The sequence below is a fragment of the Aureitalea sp. L0-47 genome (assembly GCF_026126405.1).
Lineage (GTDB): Bacteria > Bacteroidota > Bacteroidia > Flavobacteriales > Flavobacteriaceae > Pukyongia.
This window is the reverse complement of record NZ_JAFMTQ010000002.1, coordinates 213,486-233,471: the sequence shown is the minus strand read 5'-3', so window position 1 is coordinate 233,471 and position 19,986 is coordinate 213,486. Positions and strand designations below refer to the sequence as shown.

At 43.5% G+C, this 19,986-nt stretch carries 17 protein-coding genes; 3 read left to right on the top strand and 14 right to left on the bottom strand.

Going from position 1 to position 19,986, the window contains the following annotated elements:
• Positions 1 to 112 precede the first annotated feature (112 nt).
• Both J1N09_RS04260 and J1N09_RS04255 read right to left on the bottom strand, forming a co-directional pair.
• The gene (locus J1N09_RS04260; RefSeq protein WP_265198376.1) at positions 113 to 1,732 is read right to left on the bottom strand and encodes a DUF1501 domain-containing protein; all 1,620 of its coding nucleotides are present in this window, start codon (positions 1,730 to 1,732) and stop codon (positions 113 to 115) included.
• A 6-nt stretch (positions 1,733 to 1,738) separates the two neighbouring features.
• The gene (locus J1N09_RS04255) at positions 1,739 to 3,208 is read right to left on the bottom strand and encodes a DUF1800 domain-containing protein (protein ID WP_265198375.1); all 1,470 of its coding nucleotides are present in this window, start codon (positions 3,206 to 3,208) and stop codon (positions 1,739 to 1,741) included.
• 122 nt (positions 3,209 to 3,330) lie between these two features.
• Here J1N09_RS04255 and J1N09_RS04250 point away from each other — a divergent pair, with 122 nt between their 5' ends.
• Together J1N09_RS04250 and J1N09_RS04245 are read left to right on the top strand one after the other, a co-directional pair.
• Complete coding sequence (locus J1N09_RS04250) at positions 3,331 to 4,230, top strand: S66 peptidase family protein (RefSeq protein ID WP_265198373.1); 900 nt, start codon at positions 3,331 to 3,333, stop codon at positions 4,228 to 4,230.
• A 44-nt stretch (positions 4,231 to 4,274) separates the two neighbouring features.
• Entirely contained in the window at positions 4,275 to 4,634 is a 360-nt protein-coding gene (locus J1N09_RS04245) for a YraN family protein (RefSeq protein ID WP_265198372.1), read from the top strand.
• A 17-nt stretch (positions 4,635 to 4,651) separates the two neighbouring features.
• Here the strand turns inward: J1N09_RS04245 and mfd are convergent, their stop codons facing one another.
• From mfd to J1N09_RS04210, 7 genes are all read right to left on the bottom strand, one after another.
• Positions 4,652 to 7,993: a transcription-repair coupling factor gene (gene mfd / locus J1N09_RS04240; RefSeq protein WP_265198370.1), complete on the bottom strand. Its 3,342-nt coding sequence runs from the start codon at positions 7,991 to 7,993 to the stop codon at positions 4,652 to 4,654.
• Positions 7,994 to 8,020: 27 nt separating this feature from the next.
• The gene (locus J1N09_RS04235; RefSeq protein WP_265198368.1) at positions 8,021 to 9,100 is read right to left on the bottom strand and encodes an aminotransferase class V-fold PLP-dependent enzyme; all 1,080 of its coding nucleotides are present in this window, start codon (positions 9,098 to 9,100) and stop codon (positions 8,021 to 8,023) included.
• Positions 9,101 to 9,162: 62 nt separating this feature from the next.
• Positions 9,163 to 9,963: a tryptophan-rich sensory protein gene (locus tag J1N09_RS04230; RefSeq protein ID WP_265198366.1), complete on the bottom strand. Its 801-nt coding sequence runs from the start codon at positions 9,961 to 9,963 to the stop codon at positions 9,163 to 9,165.
• A gap of 9 nt (positions 9,964 to 9,972) precedes the next feature.
• Positions 9,973 to 10,608 (bottom strand): ligase-associated DNA damage response endonuclease PdeM, encoded by a 636-nt coding sequence (gene pdeM, locus J1N09_RS04225; RefSeq protein WP_265198365.1) that lies wholly within the window; start codon positions 10,606 to 10,608, stop codon positions 9,973 to 9,975.
• 20 nt (positions 10,609 to 10,628) lie between these two features.
• On the bottom strand, positions 10,629 to 13,088 hold the full coding sequence (locus J1N09_RS04220) for a ligase-associated DNA damage response DEXH box helicase (protein WP_265198364.1): 2,460 nt from the start codon (positions 13,086 to 13,088) through the stop codon (positions 10,629 to 10,631).
• A 3-nt stretch (positions 13,089 to 13,091) separates the two neighbouring features.
• Positions 13,092 to 14,684 (bottom strand): ATP-dependent DNA ligase, encoded by a 1,593-nt coding sequence (locus J1N09_RS04215; protein ID WP_265198363.1) that lies wholly within the window; start codon positions 14,682 to 14,684, stop codon positions 13,092 to 13,094.
• 1 nt (position 14,685) lies between these two features.
• Positions 14,686 to 15,708 (bottom strand): ligase-associated DNA damage response exonuclease, encoded by a 1,023-nt coding sequence (locus tag J1N09_RS04210; RefSeq protein ID WP_265198362.1) that lies wholly within the window; start codon positions 15,706 to 15,708, stop codon positions 14,686 to 14,688.
• A gap of 135 nt (positions 15,709 to 15,843) precedes the next feature.
• Between J1N09_RS04210 and J1N09_RS04205 the strand changes: the two genes are divergently transcribed.
• On the top strand, positions 15,844 to 16,269 hold the full coding sequence (locus J1N09_RS04205) for a TerB family tellurite resistance protein (protein ID WP_265198360.1): 426 nt from the start codon (positions 15,844 to 15,846) through the stop codon (positions 16,267 to 16,269).
• Positions 16,270 to 16,282: 13 nt separating this feature from the next.
• Here the strand turns inward: J1N09_RS04205 and J1N09_RS04200 are convergent, their stop codons facing one another.
• The 5 genes from J1N09_RS04200 to J1N09_RS04180 all read right to left on the bottom strand — a co-directional run bounded on the left by J1N09_RS04200 (position 16,283) and on the right by J1N09_RS04180 (position 19,954).
• Entirely contained in the window at positions 16,283 to 17,791 is a 1,509-nt protein-coding gene (locus J1N09_RS04200) for a hybrid sensor histidine kinase/response regulator (RefSeq protein ID WP_265198359.1), read from the bottom strand.
• 1 nt (position 17,792) lies between these two features.
• Positions 17,793 to 18,278 (bottom strand): Rab family GTPase, encoded by a 486-nt coding sequence (locus tag J1N09_RS04195; RefSeq protein ID WP_265198357.1) that lies wholly within the window; start codon positions 18,276 to 18,278, stop codon positions 17,793 to 17,795.
• Positions 18,279 to 18,345: 67 nt separating this feature from the next.
• Complete coding sequence (locus J1N09_RS04190) at positions 18,346 to 18,696, bottom strand: hypothetical protein (protein WP_265198355.1); 351 nt, start codon at positions 18,694 to 18,696, stop codon at positions 18,346 to 18,348.
• 63 nt (positions 18,697 to 18,759) lie between these two features.
• Positions 18,760 to 19,578 (bottom strand): cell envelope biogenesis protein OmpA, encoded by an 819-nt coding sequence (locus J1N09_RS04185; protein WP_265198466.1) that lies wholly within the window; start codon positions 19,576 to 19,578, stop codon positions 18,760 to 18,762.
• 25 nt (positions 19,579 to 19,603) lie between these two features.
• Positions 19,604 to 19,954 (bottom strand): fructose 1,6-bisphosphatase, encoded by a 351-nt coding sequence (locus tag J1N09_RS04180; protein ID WP_265198354.1) that lies wholly within the window; start codon positions 19,952 to 19,954, stop codon positions 19,604 to 19,606.
• Positions 19,955 to 19,986 lie beyond the last annotated feature (32 nt).

The following is a 19,986-nucleotide window of genomic DNA, read 5'->3' as shown; positions in this document are numbered from 1 at the left end:
GTTATACTTGAACAAGCACAAAAATAGGGATTTTATCTTCGGAACGATGTACCGCTAAACGGAAAAGTCTTCCTACAGAAGAAGACTCTTCAGAAAAAAGAAATTTGATCTGCTACTTGATCATGAGCGACTTACTATAAAACTGACCGCCCATTGAAATTCTGTAGATATACTGTCCGAAACTCAATCGTGTTCCTATCGCTTTCTTCACATCCACGGAGTGTACACCGGGAAAGAGCACTTCGTTTTTCAGTGTGCCTAGTTCTTTCCCCATAATATCGTATAACTTCAGGTCTACATGACCTGTATTTGTCATCTTCATTTCAATATAGACAGAGTCGTTTTTATAGACCGGTGCATGCACAAAGGCTGTCACGTCCCGGAAATCGGTGGTAGAAAGAGGAGAACAATCGATTCCCAGATCGAGGTTATCGTAGGGCTCATTCAGTAATATGAGATCGATCACTGAGGGATCCAGGCAGAACCAATTGGTCAGGACGCTGGAATATACTTGTCTGAAATCCGTTGTTGGGATCAAATTGTCATTGTTATCCCAGGTAAGCAGGTCCGGGTGTTCTCCAACAAATCCGCTGCCATTCAATCCAGGGCCAAAGAGCATTACCGGTGAAGCCGCTCCGTGATCCGTACCTGTTGAACCATTTTCGTACGGTCTTCTTCCAAATTCTGAGATCGTCATACACAGCACATTGTTTTCCATTCCGGCTGCTTCCAGGTCTGTATAGAAATTCTGGAGTGTATCCGAAAGATCTTCCAGCAGTGCACGATGTTCATCCGGTTGGTTGGCGTGAGTATCAAAACCATCCAGGGTCACCATATATACCTTGGTTCCCAGGTCACCTTTTATCATCCGGGCCACAATCGCCATTTGAGTAGCAAGGTCTTCTTCGCTGTATGGCGCCTGGTTGGTGGAGTTCATATAAGCATCGTTGATCACTCCCGCATAAGTGAAGGTCGTGTTGGTAGTAGACCTCATAAAGAAAAGCTTGTCTCCATAGACACAGTCCGGGAGGTTCATTAGATCGTGTAATTGCCCGTTTTGTGCAACGCTTTCTAACTGCTGCGGATTTGCAACAGAGAATGCATAGTTCGTATCCTGACCTTCGAAGATCAGGTTGCCAATACTGCCAATTTGAATGGCGGGCGGAACATCCGGAGGGTTGATCAGGTAATCCGGATAGAGATATTCATAGTATCTGCCCCACCAGCCCGTTGGTTCGAACACTGTATCCGCGGCCGATGCCCAGATATCGGAGGAACGGAAATGTGATAAGTTCTGTTGTGGGTAGCCTACCCCGTGAACCACTTTCATTTGTCCTTCACCCCACAAAACTTCCATGTTTTGCATGTAATTTGGAATGGCAAAATCGGCGTCCAGGTTGATGAGTTCGTTTTGCTGATGTCGGATCGTTGGTCGGAGGTTGGCATAGCTGCTGTAATCGTATACAGGCACAATGGTATTTAGCCCGTCATTTCCTCCCTTGAGTCTAATGATCACCATGATACGATCTGTCTCACTCGCTGCCAGTGCAACGGAGAGAGGAGAGGGTTTAGAGGCTGTTACCGCGGCATTTCCAAGCATGATACTTCCACCACCTGCCAGTCCCAGGGCCTGGATAAAGGATCTTCGGCTCCATTCAACATGTTCCTGGTCGTGGACGTGTTTTTCGTCTTTGGACGCTTTTTTCTTCGGAATGTTCTTATGATCACACATAGCAGGTTATTTTAATTGGAATTCGGGCATTCGGGCGATATGATTCAGTAACAACAACATTTGGTAGGGAGCTGTGGACCAGTCAAGATTCCACTGGCCTGTGTCGTAATAATTCTGGGGGACATCCCATTTAAAGATATCGGTAGCGATCACGTAATCGGAAGGGGTGTGCAATTCCTTGGGAACGAAATGATCTATTACCACCCGGGTAATGTATTCCGGGTCGTTGCTGTTGTTCGTTAGATCCTTTGCGAGATCTGTAAGCGTAAGCTCGTAACCATTATTGAATAGATAACCTACATACACTTCCATGAGTTCCCAGCGTCCGGTAAGAGTTGAAGTATTGATCCATTCCTCGTCCCGCTGCCAACCTGAAACATCAGGCGGGTCGTATATTTCCTGCCCCATCAGGCCGGAATAATACAGGAAGGCCTCCATTATGCTGTTGTCGTAAAAGAAATTAGTCTCTTTTACAAAACCAAAGATGGTATCGAACGGACTCTTGATCACCACTCCTATTGCTCTGTCATCGAAAAAATGTTCACTTTTGAATAATTGCTTCAACACGGGAACGAGTTCATAATTATTGCTAAACATGGTTTGAGCCAACGGATCTATGATGTCCATAGTGATAAGTGCATCCACTGAAGGACTCACGAAGAATTTGTAGAGTTTTTCACAAATGAATCGACACACTTCGATGCCTCTTTCCTGGAACAGTATATCGATCACATCCGAATATCCCCAGTTCCCGTCCTGACCAAAAATTGATTTCACGCCTGTGTCGTGGGTGCTAACATCAAAATAGATCTGTGCGCCCGGTTCCAACCAATGGTTGTAGCCGGTTAATGCTCTTGCCGTCTCAGTGATATCGGTTTCGGTATACCCATTCCCTTCTCCCAGGGTGAATAGCTCGAACAATTCCCGGGCATAATTCTCATTCGGATTCACGTTGGTGTTTTCGTAACCATTCAAGTAAAAAAGCATGGCTCCCGTAATACCGATATCGTGTACGAAAGTTTTAAAATTACCCAGGGCGTGGGTTTGTATGGTGTTATAATACTGAAAAAGATAAGGCGAGTAGAAATAGACCTCGAGTTCAGTGACGAAATGATTCATCCAGAAACCCGAGAGTCGGCCTCTGAGGTCTTCCGCCATAAAGTCGTTTCCGGTTTGAATTCTCCAATCGAACACATACTGGTTGTTTTCAGTCTCGTAGTCAGTGAAATCACTCACTGCCCAGTAACCCCATGGCGGAGCTGTTGTTGGAGGAGTAGCAAAGGCTGTATCTACGAGGGTATCTATAAATTGATCCGGCGTTTGAGCAAGAGCCAGATCTACTGTGTCCTGGGAAGCACTAAAGCCGAGCCTACGATACACGTGTTTTATCTTACTAACATTCCAGGGATTGGATCCGGAGGGTACATAAGGCGCAAGCGTTGAAGTATTGCAAGATGGGGCTGCTATTGATTCCATAGCTATAGATTTAAGGTTCGAGACGTCTAAATATATTGAATTCTAGCTATTTATTATGTGGGAAGGCCTATTTTAACGCAATATCCTACCTTTAATAATTCTTAGAAGAACCCTTACGAATTATGGTAACGCCCTCATATTTATCACCCGGGGATACAGTTGGCATTGTCTCAACTGCACGAAAATTAAAAAAGGAAGAATTATTTCCTGGCCTGGATCTGCTCACTCATTGGGGTCTGAGATATAAATTTGGAAATACAATTGGCGCAGAAAAGGATCAATTTGCCGGAGATGACGAGCTGCGCGCAGCCGATTTCCAGGCTATGATGGATGACCCCGATATCAAGGCCATCTGGTGCGCGAGGGGCGGATATGGAACAGTTAGGATCATCGATGCTTTGGATTTCAAAAAGTTCAGTGTTAATCCGAAATGGATCATCGGTTATAGCGACATCACAGTATTACACTCACATCTGAACCTAAGGGGAATAGAAACCCTGCATGCCCAGATGCCTCTGGATATCGAGAAAAAGAGTCCGGAAACGGCAAGTTCCATAAGAGACGCACTTTTCGGAAACGGCAATAAAAGTATTAGCACACCTAATTACTCTTTGAATCGTTTGGGATCTGCCAGCGGCGAATTAGTAGGAGGAAACCTGTCTGTGCTGTATTCTATCTGCGGAAGTGATTCTGGACTAAAAACAAACAATAATATTCTTTTCCTTGAGGACCTTGATGAATACCTGTATCATGTGGACCGCATGCTTCAGAATTTAAAGAGAAACGGATTGTTCGAGAACATCAATGGCCTTATCGTGGGCGGAATGACTGATATGAACGACAATACCATTCCCTTCGGAAAAACAGCCGAAGAGATCGTGCTGGATACAGTTTCCGAATACAATTTCCCCGTCTGTTTCGGTTTCCCTGCCGGTCATGTGCAGGACAACAGGGCGATGATCTTCGGTAGGAAAGTTTCTCTCGACATACATGAATCCGGGGTAGTTTTATCATTCAAATAAGCCGATGATGCCTATTTTACTTTTGTTTACACAAAGGTGGTCTTATGGCTTATCACAACGAACTGGGAAAATTAGGGGAAGATCTGGCGGTTGAAGTTTTAATGCGCAAGGGTTATGAGATCCTGGAGCGGAATTTCACTTATGGCAAAGCTGAAATTGATATCATAGCTCTGAAAAACAACAAGATCATAGTTGTTGAAGTAAAAACAAGGAATAGTGCCGTTTTTGGAGATCCCCAGAGTTTTGTATCAAAAAAGAAGATTGGATTACTCGTACAGGCAGCGAATGAATACATCATTCAGAATAACCTGGACATGGAAGTGCGCTTCGATATCATAGCCGTATTAAAAAACAAGAAGGAACAGCATCTCGATCATCTTGAGAATGCTTTTTATCATTTCTGAAGTTACAACTCATGTATTTATCGAAATGGCGCAAGAACAGCTAGTGCTTTTTGAACCGAGTTGATTTTTGCGATTGTTAGAAGAAGTCTAAGCCCATTCCGTGTTTGCTTCTCTTTCATGGTCACTTCTCCAGGGTTATTCTGAACATACTGAAGCACTTTAGTGAATGCCGGACTCTGATAGTAATCGCTCTGCTGATCGGCCACGAAATAGCCGATGAGTTGGTTCTTTTTCATGACCACACGCTCTAATCCCATAGAAATAGCGATCCATTTTATTCGAATGCTGTTCAGTAAATCAATGGCCTGAACCGGTAATTCGCCGAAACGGTCGATCAATTCCTTTTCAAATTTCTGAAGTTCCTCTTCTGTAGACAGCGCATTCAGCTTTTGGTACAAATTGAGACGTTCGGTTATGTTATTTATATAATCATCCGGGAATAACAACTCGAAATCCGTGTCGATCACCGTTTCTTTTACAAAGTCTTTTAACTCGTGTTCTGTTCCGGCGTATAGGTCTTTGAATTCCTTTTCCTTAAGTTCGTCTATGGCCTCAGAAAGTATCTTCTGGTAGGTCTCGAAGCCGATCTCGTTAATAAATCCGCTCTGTTCTCCACCCAGCAAGTCACCGGCACCCCTAATCTCTAGATCTTTCATCGCGATATTAAACCCGCTGCCTATCTCGCTAAATTGTTCCAGGGCCGTGATCCTTTTCCTGGCTTCATCGGTCATGGCGGAGAACGGTGGTGTAATGAAATAACAGAATGCCTTTTTATTGCTACGCCCCACGCGTCCACGCATCTGATGCAGGTCTGAAAGCCCGAAATTGTTAGCGTTGTTAATAAAGATAGTGTTGGCGTTTGGGACGTCCAGTCCGCTTTCGATAATAGTAGTTGAAACCAGCACATCAAACTCGTTGTTCATAAATGCGAGCATCAATTGTTCCAGTTTCTTACCATCCAGCTGACCGTGACCAATACCGATTTTCGCATCAGGCACCAGTCGCTGTATCATACCCGCTACTTCTTTGATATTTTCGATACGATTATTCACGAAGAATACCTGACCTCCTCTCGAGATCTCGTAACGAATGGCATCTCTAATGGTTTCTTCTGAAAAACGAATCACCTGGGTGTCCACGGGATACCGGTTTGGTGGGGGAGTGGTGATCACCGAAAGATCCCTGGCAGCCATAAGGCTAAACTGAAGGGTTCGCGGAATAGGAGTAGCCGTGAGTGTTAATGTGTCCACATTTTCTTTGATAGTTTTCAACTTGTCTTTCACTGCAACCCCGAACTTTTGTTCTTCATCAATGATAAGTAGTCCCAGGTCTTTGAATTTTACCGAGGGATTCACAAGCTGATGGGTCCCTATCACTATGTCCAGTGTACCGTTTTCAAGGTTCTCCAGGATAGTTCTACGCTGCTTGGCAGAGCGGAAACGGTTGAGGTAGTCTACATTTACCGGCATATCCGCCAATCGGTCACTGAATGTTTTAAAATGCTGAAAGGCCAGGATAGTGGTTGGTACCAAAACCGCTACTTGTTTGCCGTTGTCCACTGCTTTAAACGCGGCACGAATCGCAACTTCCGTCTTCCCGAATCCAACATCTCCACATATCAGTCGATCCATGGGGCGCGGGCTTTCCATGTCTCGTTTCACATCGGCAGTTGCGGTGATCTGGTCCGGAGTGTCTTCATACATGAAGGACGATTCCAGTTCAAGCTGTAAATAGGAGTCCGGGTCGTAGGCCACGCCTTTCTGCAACCGTCTTTTGGCGTAAAGTTCAATTAGATTGAAAGCGATCTCCTTAACCCTCTTTTTGGTCTTTTGCTTTAACTTTTTCCAGGCAGCGCTGCCTAATTTGTAAATTTTGGGGACAGCACCATCCTTACCATTGTATTTGGATATCTTGTGAAGTGAATGTATGCTCAGATAGAGAATATCGCGCTCTCCATAGATCAATTTTATGGCTTCCTGCTTTTTACCTTCCACGTCGATCTTCTGTAATCCACCAAACTTGCCTATCCCGTGATCAATATGGGTGACATAATCACCCACTTCCAGGTTGGTAAGCTCTTTAAGGGTGATCGCCTGTTTTTTGGCATAGCCGTTCTTCAGCTGAAACTTGTGATACCGTTCGAATAGCTGATGGTCTGTATAACAGGCGTGTTTCTGATCGTGATCTATAAATCCCTGGTAGAGGGGGAAAACAATGGTGTCATACTGATCCACATGTTGTTCGGCATCGTCGAATATATCGTGAAATCGCTGTGCCTGTGATTCACTGCTACAGAAAATATAGTTAGTGTAACCATTTTGGGTATTCTCGTTCAGGTTGTCGATCAGGAGATTAAACTGCTTGTTGAACGAAGGCTGTGGCTTTACATTAAACGTAATATTGCTTTGAGACGATGATAGTATATTTCCATTGAGTTTTATCACGGAAAGTGTGGCCAACTGTGCTCGCATCAGTTTTGAAGTACAGAATAGATCTTTCGGCGGACTCATTTGCACTTCTCCTTCCATTTCATCAAAGGCTTCTTTTGCCTTTTGAAAGAGTTTGTCCATCGCACCGCACAGCAGTTCTTCGTTTTTCAGAAAAATCCTGGTTTTGGACGAAATATACTTCAGGAAGCTTTCCCGTTTCTCTTGCACCATCTTGTTTTCCACATTCGGGATGATAGAGATGCGCTTTACCTGGTCAAGGGATAGCTGAGTTTCTACATCGAAGGTTCTTATGCTGTCTACCTCATCTCCAAAGAACTCCACCCGATAAGGTTCGTCATGACTAAAGGAAAAGACATCCAAAATTCCTCCTCTTACCGAAAACTCACCGGGTTCGGTGACAAAGTCTGTTCGCTTGAAACGATATTCGAAGAGTACCTCGTTCACAAAATCGATTGATACTTCCTCACCTACCTTAAGTTTGAGGGTGTTCTTTTCAAGCTCGCGCCGTGTCACCACCTTTTCGAAGAGTGCTTCCGGGTAGGTAACAATAAGTGCGGGTTTTCGCCTGGAGTTGATACGGTTCAGTACTTCACTGCGGAGCAAGATGTTTGCATTATCTGTTTCTTCGATCTGGTAAGGTCTTCGGTAGCTGCCTGGATAGAATAATACGGCCTGGTCACCTAATAGGTTTTCGAGATCGTTCAGGTGATAAGCAGCCTCTTCCTTGTCGTTCAGTATGCAAAGAAAAGGTTCTTCAGAAGTTCGGAAAAGTTCGGCTAGTACTAGTGAATATGAAGAACCAACAAGGCCAGAAACGTGAATGTTCTTTTCGGTGCGGGTAATAGCTTCCCTCAGTTTTCGGGTTTCCGAAGACTGTTCAAACAACGACCAAACAAGGGCTTTGCTCATTGGGCGCAAAGATAATGCAGGCTTTCATCAAAAAAAACAGTTCACCAACTTTTCTATGTCCGTTCTGGTATTGTACAAGTGAGGCGAAACACGAATAGCACTACCCCGGTAAGATACCTTAATATTCTCTTGAGCGAGAATCTCTTTTACCCTATCCATCGATTTACCTCCCGTACTATAGATTCCGAAAAGGTGGTTGGCTCTGGCATTTGTGTTTTCAACAAAGTAACCATGTGATTGCAGCATTTTAAGAGTATCTGCACAGATATCTCCGCAATATTCCTGGATGGCTTCGGGGGTCCACTCTAGAATCTGCCGAATGCCCTCGGCCAGCATTGGGACTAAAATAAAATTACTGGATTCACCCATATCGTATCGTATGGCTTTGTCTTTGAATTCGGGATTGTAATTGGATAGATTAGTGAAATCCTCACTGTCTTTGTGGTTGATCCAATTATCTTCTATCGGTGAACCATTATAGAACTTATCTCCATAGTACGCCATACCGAGGCCGTAAGCTCCCATCATCCATTTATATCCTCCACAGATCAATGCATCCGGTTGGTATTCGGAAATAGAAAAGGGCAAGGCTCCCACGCTTTGCGTACCGTCCACTACGAGGTATGCATCTACTTGGGATGTTAGCTCCCGGGCCGATTTCAGGTCGAACAGCGTACCATCCGACCAATGTACCTGGGGAATGGCTACAACTTTAGTCTTTTTGGTAATAGAATTTAACAGAAGCTCATTCCATCGCAGACCACGCCCATCTTCCAGCGGTGGCGCTTTAACCGTCACTATACTCGCACCCTGATCTCGTACCGCCTGCATCCAGGCATATATGTTACTGGGGAATTGGTCCTCCAGTACTACGATCTCATCACCTTTACTAAATTCAATATTCTTAACTACTGTTGCAATACCATAGGAAACCGAAGGAATTATGGCAACCGAATCTTCATCCGGGGCTCCTATGAGTTGGGAGAACCGCTCCTTTAGAATTTTTCGATCGGTAAAAAAGTCTTCACTGGTAATGTGTTGCGGATTTGTTTTCCGAAGAAGGTTTTCGATTCCAACCTTTTCCACAGATATCAGGTTAGGTGACATTGTCGCACAATTGAGATAAGTAACGTCGTCAGTAATTCCGAATAAATGTTTCTGGCAACTAATCATTTCTCCGATCTAAGTGCTTTTAATTTTTCAATAGGATTCGTAGCCCTGTTTATGAATCCGTGATAGCTGCTGCTAAGAAAGAGAAAAGCCGCAACCACCAGGGCAGATATCTTCACAGTGGAATTTGATTCCCAGTTGGCAATGGCGATCGCTACCAGTGCCCAGGCACCTACCAGGGCAAATTCACGCATGTTTCTCGACCAGGTTATCCAGAAGTTGATGATCCCTGCGATAACAATCATGATCACGGTCCAGATAGTTTCAGAAATGCCAAATCCATCCCACCCTATTTTTTGTAACCAGGCCGATACGTTTGCTATGCAGGCTACCGTTACCCATCCACTGTAGATCACAAAGGGCCACCACAAAAATGCGATCACAGGCAGGGGTGCGTCCCAGCGCTCCATATTGTTGTTCACTACTATCTTCAGAAGAGAAAAAAGAAGCAGAAAAATACAGACTACGGACCAAGCTGTGTATCCGTACAACCAGCAAAATACCCACGCGGCATTGGCCAGGTTGGAAAGAATAAACCAACCTCCTGTTTTCAGAATAAAGTCATCGTCTTTAACAGACACGAACAAACTTCTTCCCTGGTATATCACAAAACCCAGGAGGAACAGGTAGATTACACCCCAAATGGAAAAGGCATAGCCAGCAGGGGTGAATAAGGTGGTGAGATCCCCGGAAACTTCGCCTATGGTAGTATTATTCATTTCGCCCGTATTCGAGAAGTAGTTTACCACCACCACCGAGACGAACGTTATAGCATTGAGTACTTGTAATAATTTTTTCATAGTAATAGATTATGAGACACAAACTACTTCGCCGGAAACAATAGCGTACACTTCGTCCTCTTGTTTTGGCATGATCACGTGCTTCCCGGTAAAAGTACCGAAAGCTGGTAAAATAAGTTGGTTAGCTGTTTTATAGAAGCAGGCCAATCGGATACGCTGCCTGCCCTGTCCTATCAATCGTATCCCCGGATGGATGTGACCTGAAAAATTGTAAAGTTCTTCAACCTCGGTGGGGTGATGTGTGAGTAAGAATTCATCTATTTCGAGGGTGTCGTACACTTTGATCTCGATGGCTTCGAATTTATGAGGAGAAATGATGTCGTGATTACCGGAAATCAGAATTACTTCCGCCGAAAGGGTGGAGATCCAAAGTTCAAAAGTTAGCCATTCACTGTTGAGGTAACTGTGGAAAAGATCTCCCAGGAAGCAAATGATTCGAGGATGGAAGGTTTGGATAAGATCATTGAGTTTTCTGAAATTCTCTTCGGAAGCCGCCGTGGGAATAGCTGCTCCGTTTTTTCTGAAATGCGCCACTTTTCCGAAGTGAACATCGGCGATAAGTAACATCTGCTGTTCATGCCAATAGATCGCCCCGCTGGGATGCAGGGTGAATTTATTCGAACGTATTTCTATGGTAACACTCATGATTTCTCTTGGCTCATCCCTTACTTTTGATATTGCAATGTCATTCGCTTGATCCTGTCACTCAATCGTTCCGAAGTAAGTTTTTCCCTTAGCCTGTCTGTGATTATCGGAAAACTGAAAGGTGTAGGGGTATTGCACTGTTTCCAAACAATTTCCTGTGTTTCGATTCGCTGCAGGACATCCCGCAATCGGATCTCCTCAAGCTCATGTTCGTAGGTTTCCCGGTATGCTTGAAGATACAACAGATTATCGGGCTCGTAATCTCTGAAGACATCAAAAAGCAACTGACTATTACTTTGAAGATGCTTCATTTTCACGGTTTTGTTGGGATAGCCCTGGAATACCAACCCGCTTATTACAGCTACATCCCGGAATTTCCTTCGCGCCAGTTCACTGGCATTGATTCCTTTCTGAAGGTCCTCGAACAGATCTGTGGGGCTAAGCAAATCATTGTCTAGTAAGGCCTGTATATCGATATACTTATCACTCAACAATTCAAATCCGTAATCGTTGTAAGCCAGGGAAAAACTAATTGGATTTAGGAGGCTTAGTCGGTAAGCCACTAAATTGCTCATGGCTTCATGTACTTTGCGTCCTTCAAAAGGATAGAAAACCGCGTGATACCCTTCCCTGGTTTTAAAGGTTTCGATGAGGAATTCGTTTTCCTTCGGAATTATCGAATCCTCATTCTGCCGGCTGAAAATATGTGTCAGAGCCCTGAGTTCGGGCGTATTTCTTTTGTGTTCGGCCTCACTTTGTAACTCTTCTCTCAGTATTTTACTCATTTGAGAAGACAAAGGCATACGGCCTCCCATAAAGCTTACAACGTTAGCTGTACGTTTGTTCGCTTTGCGGACCTGGGCAACCATATTTCGCAAGCGTACCAATTCCAGGGTTCGTCCCGCGAATACAAATCGGTCACCAGGCTTCATTCGTCCAATGAACCATTCCTCAATAGTCCCAATAAAACCACCGCTCACATACTTTACCATCATCATCGCATCGCTAACAATGGTTCCAATCGACAACCGATGCATCATTGCTATGCGTCTGCTTTCCACTTTAAATAAGCCGCCCTCCAGTATCTGTACACGTTTGTACTCGTCGTAGCTTTGCAAGCTCTGACTTCCCCGGGTAATGCTGTTAAGACACCATTGCCATTCCTCATCGCTCAGGTCCTGGTAGCAGAAAGTACTTCTTATCTCTGGAAGAATCTCCTCAGGTTTGAAACCGTCGCTAACGGCCAGGGTGACCAGGTATTGGATCAGTACGTCGAAACTTAGTATATATGGAACCCGGTCTTCCATTACCTCTCCTTTCACCGCGCGTTTTAATGCCGAAGCTTCTACCAATTCGAGCGCATGGGTGGGTAGAAAATAGATCACACTCGCTTCTCCGGGACGATGATTACTGCGTCCGGCCCTTTGCAGGAATTTTGCTATTCCCTTTGGTCCTCCAATTTGCACGATGGTTTCAACTGGAGCAAAATCCACCCCCAGGTCCAGGCTGGATGTGGCTACAACGGCTTTCAATGATTCATTTCGGATTGCGTCTTCCACCCAGAGTCTGGTATCTTTGGCAATACTTCCATGATGCATGGCAATCTCTCCCGCGAATTCTGGGTGCTTTTCCAACAGTTTCTGAAACCAGATCTCACATTGCCCGCGGGTATTCGTAAATATCAGTGTGGTCCTACTTCGTTTTATGATTGGGACCAGCTGCTCCAGTAAATGAAGACCAAGGTGCCCTCGCCACGGAAAGGTTTCCATTTCCTTTGGAATGATACTCGAAACCTTAACTTTTCGCTTCTTTTTTGCGCGTATTAGCACTGAGTTTTTTCTGAAATTTTCATCTATACCAAGAAGCACGTCCTGAGCTTGTTCCAGGTTGCCAATAGTAGCGGAAACTCCCCAGATTCTTAACTTAGGCGAAATTGTTTTTAGGCGCGACAATCCAAGCTCGGTTTGTACTCCGCGTTTACTACCAAGCAACTCATGCCATTCATCCACAACCACGGCAGTGAGTGATTTAAATAATTTCTCATAACCTTTTGAAGCCAGCAGTAACATAAGGCTTTCCGGAGTTGTGATAAGTAGATCCGGCATGTTCCTCTTCTGCTTCGCTCTTTCTGCCTGTGACGTATCTCCTGTTCTAATTCCCACGGTCAAGCCGGTTTCCAGTTCATCAGCAAAACGCTGTGCTGCCTGTTGAATCTCTACTGAAAGTGCTCGCAAGGGAGTGATCCATATTGCTTTTAGACCTTTCTGATGGTTGTTGCGATAATCGGGATTGTCTTTTAAATACTGAAGCACGATAGGAGCCCATAGCGCATAAGTCTTTCCACTGCCAGTTGGAGCATTCAGAAGGCCGTGTTTGCCTTGCAGGAATGCATTCCATGTTCTTTTCTGAAAAGGGAAGGGCTTCCAGTTTTTATTCTGAAACCAATTTTCGGCAAGTGATATGAGTTCTCTTTGCTTCAATTTTTACTTCGGAATTAAGTCTTTCAGATCGCTTAGGGTATTGGCTTCGTCAATTTTCTTATCCCTTCGCCATCGCAGGATACGCGGAAACCGGGTAGCAACACCGCTTTTGTGCCGACTGCTTTTGGCAATACCTTCAAAAGCGATCTCAAAAACGTGATGTGGTGTAACACTTCGCACCGGACCGAACCGCTCCAGGGTGTTTTTCTTGATCCAGGCATCGATCTCCCGAAGCTCTTTATCGGTAAGTCCGGAATAGGCCTTGGCAAAAGTTACCAACTCACCGTTGTCCCATAGTCCGAAGGTATAATCGGTGTACAGGTTAGCTCTTCGGCCATGACCTCTCATTGCGTAGGTAAGAACGGCATCTATGGTAAAAGGATCTACTTTCCATTTCCACCAATCGCCTTTTTTCCTGCCCACCTGGTAGGAGGAATCGATACGTTTTATCATCAGGCCTTCACTTCGCTTCTCGCGGGATCGTTTACGTTCCTCAGCAGCACTCTCCCATTTTTCGAATCTCATGGTACTGCTTAGGAAGAGTCCGATCGATTCAGAATTCAACTTTGCGATCATTGCATCTAAAATCTTCCTTCTGAAAGAAAAAGGCTTGTTCCTGATATCTTCGCCCTGCCATTCCAGGAGGTCATAGGCAACGAGGATAACGGGTGTTTTAGCCAGCAAATTCTTAGAAATGTTCTTACGTCCGATGCGAGTTTGTAAATCGCGGAAGTCGCCAATGCGTCCATCCGGGAAGGGTAGGATCTCTCCATCGAGTACAGTTCCGTTAGGGATATGATCTAAAAAGCGTTGAAACTCGGGGTATTTATCAGTAACCAGTTCTTCGCCTCTTGACCAAACAAATACTTCATTATTTCGCAATATGACTTGAGCTCTTATTCCGTCCCATTTGTGTTCGAAGCTCCAGTTTGAAATTTCTCCCATGCTTTCCTGAAACCCATCCTCTACGGCATAGGCAAGGTAGAAAGGATAGGGTTTAGATAAATAATCACTCGGGTTCTCCTCTTCAATAAGTTGTGTATAGGTTGTTGAGACGGGAGTCCAATCACCCATAAGCTTATAGGCCAGGATATCCTCATCTATGCCTGTAGATTTCGAAAGGGCACGGGTCATAAGTTTCTGACTAACCCCTATTCTGAATCCACCAGTGATGATCTTATTGAAAATAAAGCGCTCGTAATAGGACATATTCATCCAATTCTCATGGAGATAGGCTTTCTTTGAAGCGTCATCCATCTCTCGAAGCGATATGATCTCTGCAATGACCTGCGACAATGACTTGTCTGATTCTTTGGTAGTTTTTGGAAGGATGAGTGCGATTGTCTCCGCTAAGTCGCCAACAATATGGTAGCTTTCTTCGAACAACCAAAGTGGAATTCCGCTTTGTTCAGTTGCCCATTCACGAAGCAGGGTGGTGTTGACGGGTCGCTTGGGCCGCCGATGAGAAAGGATTGCGATCGCCCACAATTTATCGGAATCGTTGGCGATATTGAAATATTCAGCCAGGGCGTTCACCTTTTCATTGGTTTTATTGGTGCTGTCTATGGTTCGGATTAGTTTGGCAAAATGTTTCATACTAAGCTTCCTCCTCCTTTTCCGTCTCTATTTCGTTTAATTCGCCTTCGTATTGGGTTTTCTCCGTGCGAGCGTCATAACCCAGTTCTTCCCGAAGGTAGCGGGAAAAGATATCGGTATATCCATGAGTAGTGATCACCTTTTCGCAGCCGGTTTCTTTTATGGCACTTAGTAATCCATCCCAATCGGCATGATCGCTAAGCACAAATCCTTTGTCCATAGCCCTGCGCCTCCTTGCGCCACGGAAAGCCATCCATCCACTGGCCGTTGCGGTTACATAAGGCAGCATTTTTCGTATCCAGATTCCTCCATGAGCACTTGGAGGTGCTATTACTATATTCCCGGCAATGTCTTCTTTTTTGCTGTCTCTCGTTATCAATTCAGTTGGGGGGAGATCGTATTCCGCGCGAATTACCTGTGTCATTTTCTCTACAGCACCGTGAGTGTAGATCTTTCCAATTGAGGTATCCAGGTGTTTAATGAGTCGCTGTGCCTTACCCAGGCTATAACCGAAGAGAACAGAGGTTCTTGCTTCCGCTTTGTTTGTTGCCCACCAGTTATTGATATCTGTAAAAACATCGGCTTGTGGTTCCCATTTGAAAGCGGGTAGTCCGAAGGTACATTCGGTGATAAAGGTTTGGCACTTGATGGGTTCAAAGGTTTCAGCAAGACCATCATCCTCGACCTTGTAGTCTCCGGTAAATACCCAAACTTCTCCTTTGTATTCCACACGCACTTGTGAGGAACCTGTTATGTGACCAGCGGGGTGTAGTGAAAAAGTAACTCCATTGATCGTGAAGGTTTCGTTCCACTCTTTTGGTGTGACGGTAATATCTCCTAATCGATGTTTGATTATCGGAACATTTCTTCGGTGGGTTATGTATCGTTTATGACCCCAGCGACTGTGATCTGAATGTCCGTGAGTTACAATACATTTATCTACCGCTCGCCAGGCATCGATATAAACATCAGCCTGCTGACAGTAGATCCCTTTTTCATTGAATACGAGTAGTGGGTGCTTCATAAAAAACCGACTAAAGATAAGTGATGTACCCTATTTTTTCGATCAATTAAGAAAAGTTTATAATGGCTTATATTTTAGATGGATTGTTCAGAAAAAATCACGAATCTTCGTAATTTTATCGTCAAAATTTTGATAATGGCATTTAGCAATTTATTTGAACACGGAGAAAGATCAAGAAAGCTTAGTCACTTTGCATCCATCATGCGAATGGCGATGGTTGATGGGATATTGAAAGAACAGGAGCAATTGCTTTTGCGACGATTTGCCGAAAAATTGGATATAACGGATGATGAATACAAGAAGATAGCCAAAAAACCCAGCATCTATCCAATGGAGCCTTCCAATTCTGCCGATGTGAGACTGGAGCGAATATTAGATCTGTTTAAGATGATCTTTGCCGATAACGAAATTGATGATGATGAGAAACGACTTGTGGAGCGTTATGCCATAGGTTTGGGATACACCGAGGAGCAAGCTGCAAAGCTCATCAAGAAATCCATTGAGATCTTCCAGGGAGGCTTGGATATGGAAGACTACAGATATCTTTTAAATAGAGATTAACTACACGAGTATATTAACGAATGAGCTTTTCAATACATTTGAAGAGCTCATTTTTTGTGTATGGTTTGGCCAGAAATGCCGAAGCACCGGCTTCCAGCACCGATTCCTGTTGTTCTTTAAAGGTGCTTCCACTTGCGATCAGAATAGGTATTTTGCTTACCTGCTCGCTTTTATGCGACCTAAGGGCATTGATAAACTCTTCGGCCTTCATATCTGTCAAGACTGACTTAAACATAATTAGGTTGTAGTTGTTGTTCTCAAGTAGCTCAAGAGCATGAGCAGCATTGATGGCCATTTCGATCACATATCCCTTTTCATTGTTCAGAAACATTTTCATCATCAACATCTGGTTCGTTGTTTCGTCCTCAACAATAAGTATTCTTTTGCTCATTAGGATTCCGGTCCCTTTGGGAACAGTTTTCTTTTCGCGGCCTCCGGTTCGAACTTCAAAAGGGAATACACATGTAAATACGCTTCCCTTTCCTTCTTCACTGCTCAACTGAACTGTTCCATTGAGAGATTCGGTTAGGTCCTTTACGATCTTCAAACCTAATCCTTCTCCCAGGGGCTTTAATTTGTCTACTTTCAGCTGGAAATAGGTGTCGAATACTTCGTTAATCTTATCTTCAGGAATACCCGATCCACTATCGGAGATGATAATTTGAACCTTACATCTGCTCTTGTTTTGATCGACTGCTTTCACAAACATTGAAATATGGCCGTCTTCAGTATTTCTGAAGGCATTCTCAAGTAAGTTGAACAGGATCTGGTTGAGTCTGGCCGGGTCACCTAATAGTTTCTTTGGTACGTTATTGTCTATGGTAACATTAAAAACCACGGGCTTATCGTGGTATTTCAGATGGAAATGGTTATGAAGGTTGTTAAGTATATGTCCCAGGTTAAAATTGACGTTTTTAATATCGAGTACACCCCTTTCGATCTTGGAAATATCGAGCATATCATCCATAAGTATCTTGAGGTGAGTCCCGGTTCGTTGCATCACTTTTAGCGTCTCGTTCTGATCGTAATCAAGCTTTGTTTCTTTCAGCAGCTCCATGAACCCTAAGAGATTATTCAATGGATTACGGATCTCGTGATTTAGATTTGCCAGGAAGCCGTTTTTAAACTCTTCCTTGGCTTCCAGCAATTGCTTTTCGAAAGCAAGCTTGTGCTTGGCGATCGAGGCCACGTTCTTTTCCTGAACCAAAGGATGAGAAGCTTCATAATGCTCTGAAAAGTCAAATAACAGCAAATAAATCCTGTTGTCCTTCGGGATGAAATCAATATCGACAATTCGGGAATTGGACTCAGTTTCAAGGTTGACACAGGGGAAATTGAGAGTGTCATTCAATGCGGGAAGTAGTGGGATCACACCTTCAAAAAAGGGATGTAGATCACTTATAAGAGAGCCCTTAGGCATACCAAAAATCGCGTCATCACTTTCGAGAACAGTCCCTGTTTGGTCTATCTCAACTTCCTGAATTCGGGAATTGCAAATTTCGGTCTTTAAGCTAGTTTTCATACTACAAGGTTCGTTTGGCCAGCTCTATGAACAAATCTTCTACCTTATCTCCCGTTTTTGCACTAGTGAAATAACAATTCTTAAATACTTGATCGTTGAAGAAGTCCTGGTTAAATTCTTCTGTGAACAGATCGGATTTGTTTCCAACCATACATACGGGAATGTCTTTGTAATTATCTTCCAGATAATCCATTTCACTTTGGATATCCTCGTAGGTCTCTGGGCGCATCACATCAAAGACATAAATGAAACCATGTGTTCCCAATAAATAAGAGCTTCGGGCTTTATCAATTGAGTTATTTCCTTCTATGTCCCAAATAATCAGGGTAACAATTTCTTCGTCGATGGTTACTTCTTTCTTCTTCACGTGAACACCAACCGTAACCAGGTAATCTTCGTTAAAGGCACTGTCTACATAGCGCCGAACCAAACTGGTCTTACCTACCCCAAAATGCCCTATTAATACAATTTTCTTAACTGCTGCCATACTTCAATCCTTGGTTAGTTATTCATTCAGTTAGTCGGAATTGATATACAAAGAGAATAAAAAGAATTCACGAATTCAATTTTTCACTGTTTATTTTTTGAATCTTTTCCCGAACCTCATTGTAGTGATCCGAATAATTAAACAATAAGATTGCCACGAAATTCTTTTCTTTCTTGATTATAACATCACAATAATAATCTTTTCCTCCCATGCTCAGATTGATACATGGAAAAGTAAAATAGATATCGGGTCTGGTATCCAAGGATCCTTTAAGACTTTCAAAAAAAGGATGGATCATAAATATATTCGTTCCTAGTTCTATGGAATGAATAGCGTCGTTCGAAGAAATTACTGTCCCGTCAAAATCGGAGATTATTTCCTGCATTCTATTGATATATACCATGCTTCCTGCTATCATAGGATATCTGTTTTAACCACCTATTACGGGCGAATCTTAATATGTAGTGGTGTAAAAAGTTTGTCAATTAACTCCCATGTGTTCAGCCAGGATCACGTCTACGGCTTCTTTTGATAGAGAAGTTATCTTGGAGGTTAGTTTTTTTGATAGTTCCAGGAGCTCATTTTCCAACTCACTTTCGAAAGTTCGGGTGTAATTCCCTGAAACGACCACTGCAATATAGTAAGAAAAAAAGTTTTGAATATGAATGGTGTAAAGTTCATACTCTATTGCCTCGAGATTCTGGGCTCCTCCGGCAAATGCATCTTCAACAAAACTTTTAATTGCAGTGAGCATCCCCGAGATCATGTCCTTGTCCATAGTTTCAGTCTTACTGTAATTTCCCAACAACAATCCGGACCCTTTTTCAATGATGAAAATTTCGTTTACCTGTGGTGCGTTTGATTCGGCAAGGATTATGTCGCTCTCCTTAACACCGGTGAAGATGGCCCTTAGTTTTCTTTTAAAAATTTTCAGCGAAAGAGTTTTATTCACCTTATTGTTAATATTCTCCGATAACAGTTTTATTTCATTCTGAATATATCGCTTGATCATCTTCCCCATGATGGGATAGAGTGCCTCGACCACCTGGTCTTTGGAATTTGCGATCTCTTCTTTCAATGTTTTGGTGATAGTGGGCCCCAGTGTGGTAGGAATATTTTCTACAAAGGTATCCAGTCGTTTTTCGATGATAGGATCTACCTTTTGCGTAAGTTTCTCACTCTTCTCCAGGGTTTCTGAAATCGCATCCAGTCGTTGAGAAACAGCACGCGCAACCTCCCTGTCGTCTATCAACAGGATCTCCCGAAGTAACTTCAGTTTGTTCTCGTCCTCCTTTACCATCACTGGGATTTATTTGGTAGCAATCCTATGAACTGATCTTCTCACCAAGACTAATGAGAAGTTTTCCAAGCTGTTTTCGGTCTACCTTTTCTTCGGAAAGGGCTTCGGCTTTTGCGTTTAGAGAATCTTCGAGGTCGGTGATTCGGATGTTTACATCTGTACTGAGCGAATCGATAGATTGCATCAATTCTTCCCGCACCTCATCGATGTAGGACTCCAATGCCTTCTTCTTTTTGTCAAGATCTTTTTTAAGTGTCTCGAACTCACTGTCGTACTGTTCTATATTCTCCCCAAAGATCAGGTTCTTTATCGCTTCAATCTTAGAAGATGAATCCATGCTTCCCTTGTTCTCCGTCTCTGTGTTTTTCTTAGCCATAATTGGATAAAGTGTTGATGATCTTTTATAAA

Excerpts from the sequence above, each read along its gene's own strand:
- J1N09_RS04205 (WP_265198360.1), top strand. The coding sequence starts at position 15,844 with ATGGCATTTAGCAATTTATTTGAACACGGAGAAAGATCAAGAAAGCTT.
- J1N09_RS04195 (WP_265198357.1), bottom strand. The coding sequence starts at position 18,278 with ATGGCAGCAGTTAAGAAAATTGTATTAATAGGGCATTTTGGGGTAGGT.
- J1N09_RS04245 (WP_265198372.1), top strand. The coding sequence starts at position 4,275 with ATGGCTTATCACAACGAACTGGGAAAATTAGGGGAAGATCTGGCGGTT.
- J1N09_RS04180 (WP_265198354.1), bottom strand. The coding sequence starts at position 19,954 with ATGGCTAAGAAAAACACAGAGACGGAGAACAAGGGAAGCATGGATTCA.
- J1N09_RS04250 (WP_265198373.1), top strand. The coding sequence starts at position 3,331 with ATGGTAACGCCCTCATATTTATCACCCGGGGATACAGTTGGCATTGTC.
- J1N09_RS04260 (WP_265198376.1), bottom strand. The coding sequence starts at position 1,732 with ATGTGTGATCATAAGAACATTCCGAAGAAAAAAGCGTCCAAAGACGAA.
- J1N09_RS04230 (WP_265198366.1), bottom strand. The coding sequence starts at position 9,963 with ATGAAAAAATTATTACAAGTACTCAATGCTATAACGTTCGTCTCGGTG.
- J1N09_RS04210 (WP_265198362.1), bottom strand. The coding sequence starts at position 15,708 with ATGAAGCACCCACTACTCGTATTCAATGAAAAAGGGATCTACTGTCAG.
- J1N09_RS04255 (WP_265198375.1), bottom strand. The coding sequence starts at position 3,208 with ATGGAATCAATAGCAGCCCCATCTTGCAATACTTCAACGCTTGCGCCT.
- pdeM (WP_265198365.1), bottom strand. The coding sequence starts at position 10,608 with ATGAGTGTTACCATAGAAATACGTTCGAATAAATTCACCCTGCATCCC.
- J1N09_RS04200 (WP_265198359.1), bottom strand. The coding sequence starts at position 17,791 with ATGAAAACTAGCTTAAAGACCGAAATTTGCAATTCCCGAATTCAGGAA.
- J1N09_RS04190 (WP_265198355.1), bottom strand. The coding sequence starts at position 18,696 with ATGATAGCAGGAAGCATGGTATATATCAATAGAATGCAGGAAATAATC.
- mfd (WP_265198370.1), bottom strand. The coding sequence starts at position 7,993 with ATGAGCAAAGCCCTTGTTTGGTCGTTGTTTGAACAGTCTTCGGAAACC.
- J1N09_RS04235 (WP_265198368.1), bottom strand. The coding sequence starts at position 9,100 with ATGTCACCTAACCTGATATCTGTGGAAAAGGTTGGAATCGAAAACCTT.
- J1N09_RS04215 (WP_265198363.1), bottom strand. The coding sequence starts at position 14,684 with ATGAAACATTTTGCCAAACTAATCCGAACCATAGACAGCACCAATAAA.
- J1N09_RS04185 (WP_265198466.1), bottom strand. The coding sequence starts at position 19,578 with ATGGTAAAGGAGGACGAGAACAAACTGAAGTTACTTCGGGAGATCCTG.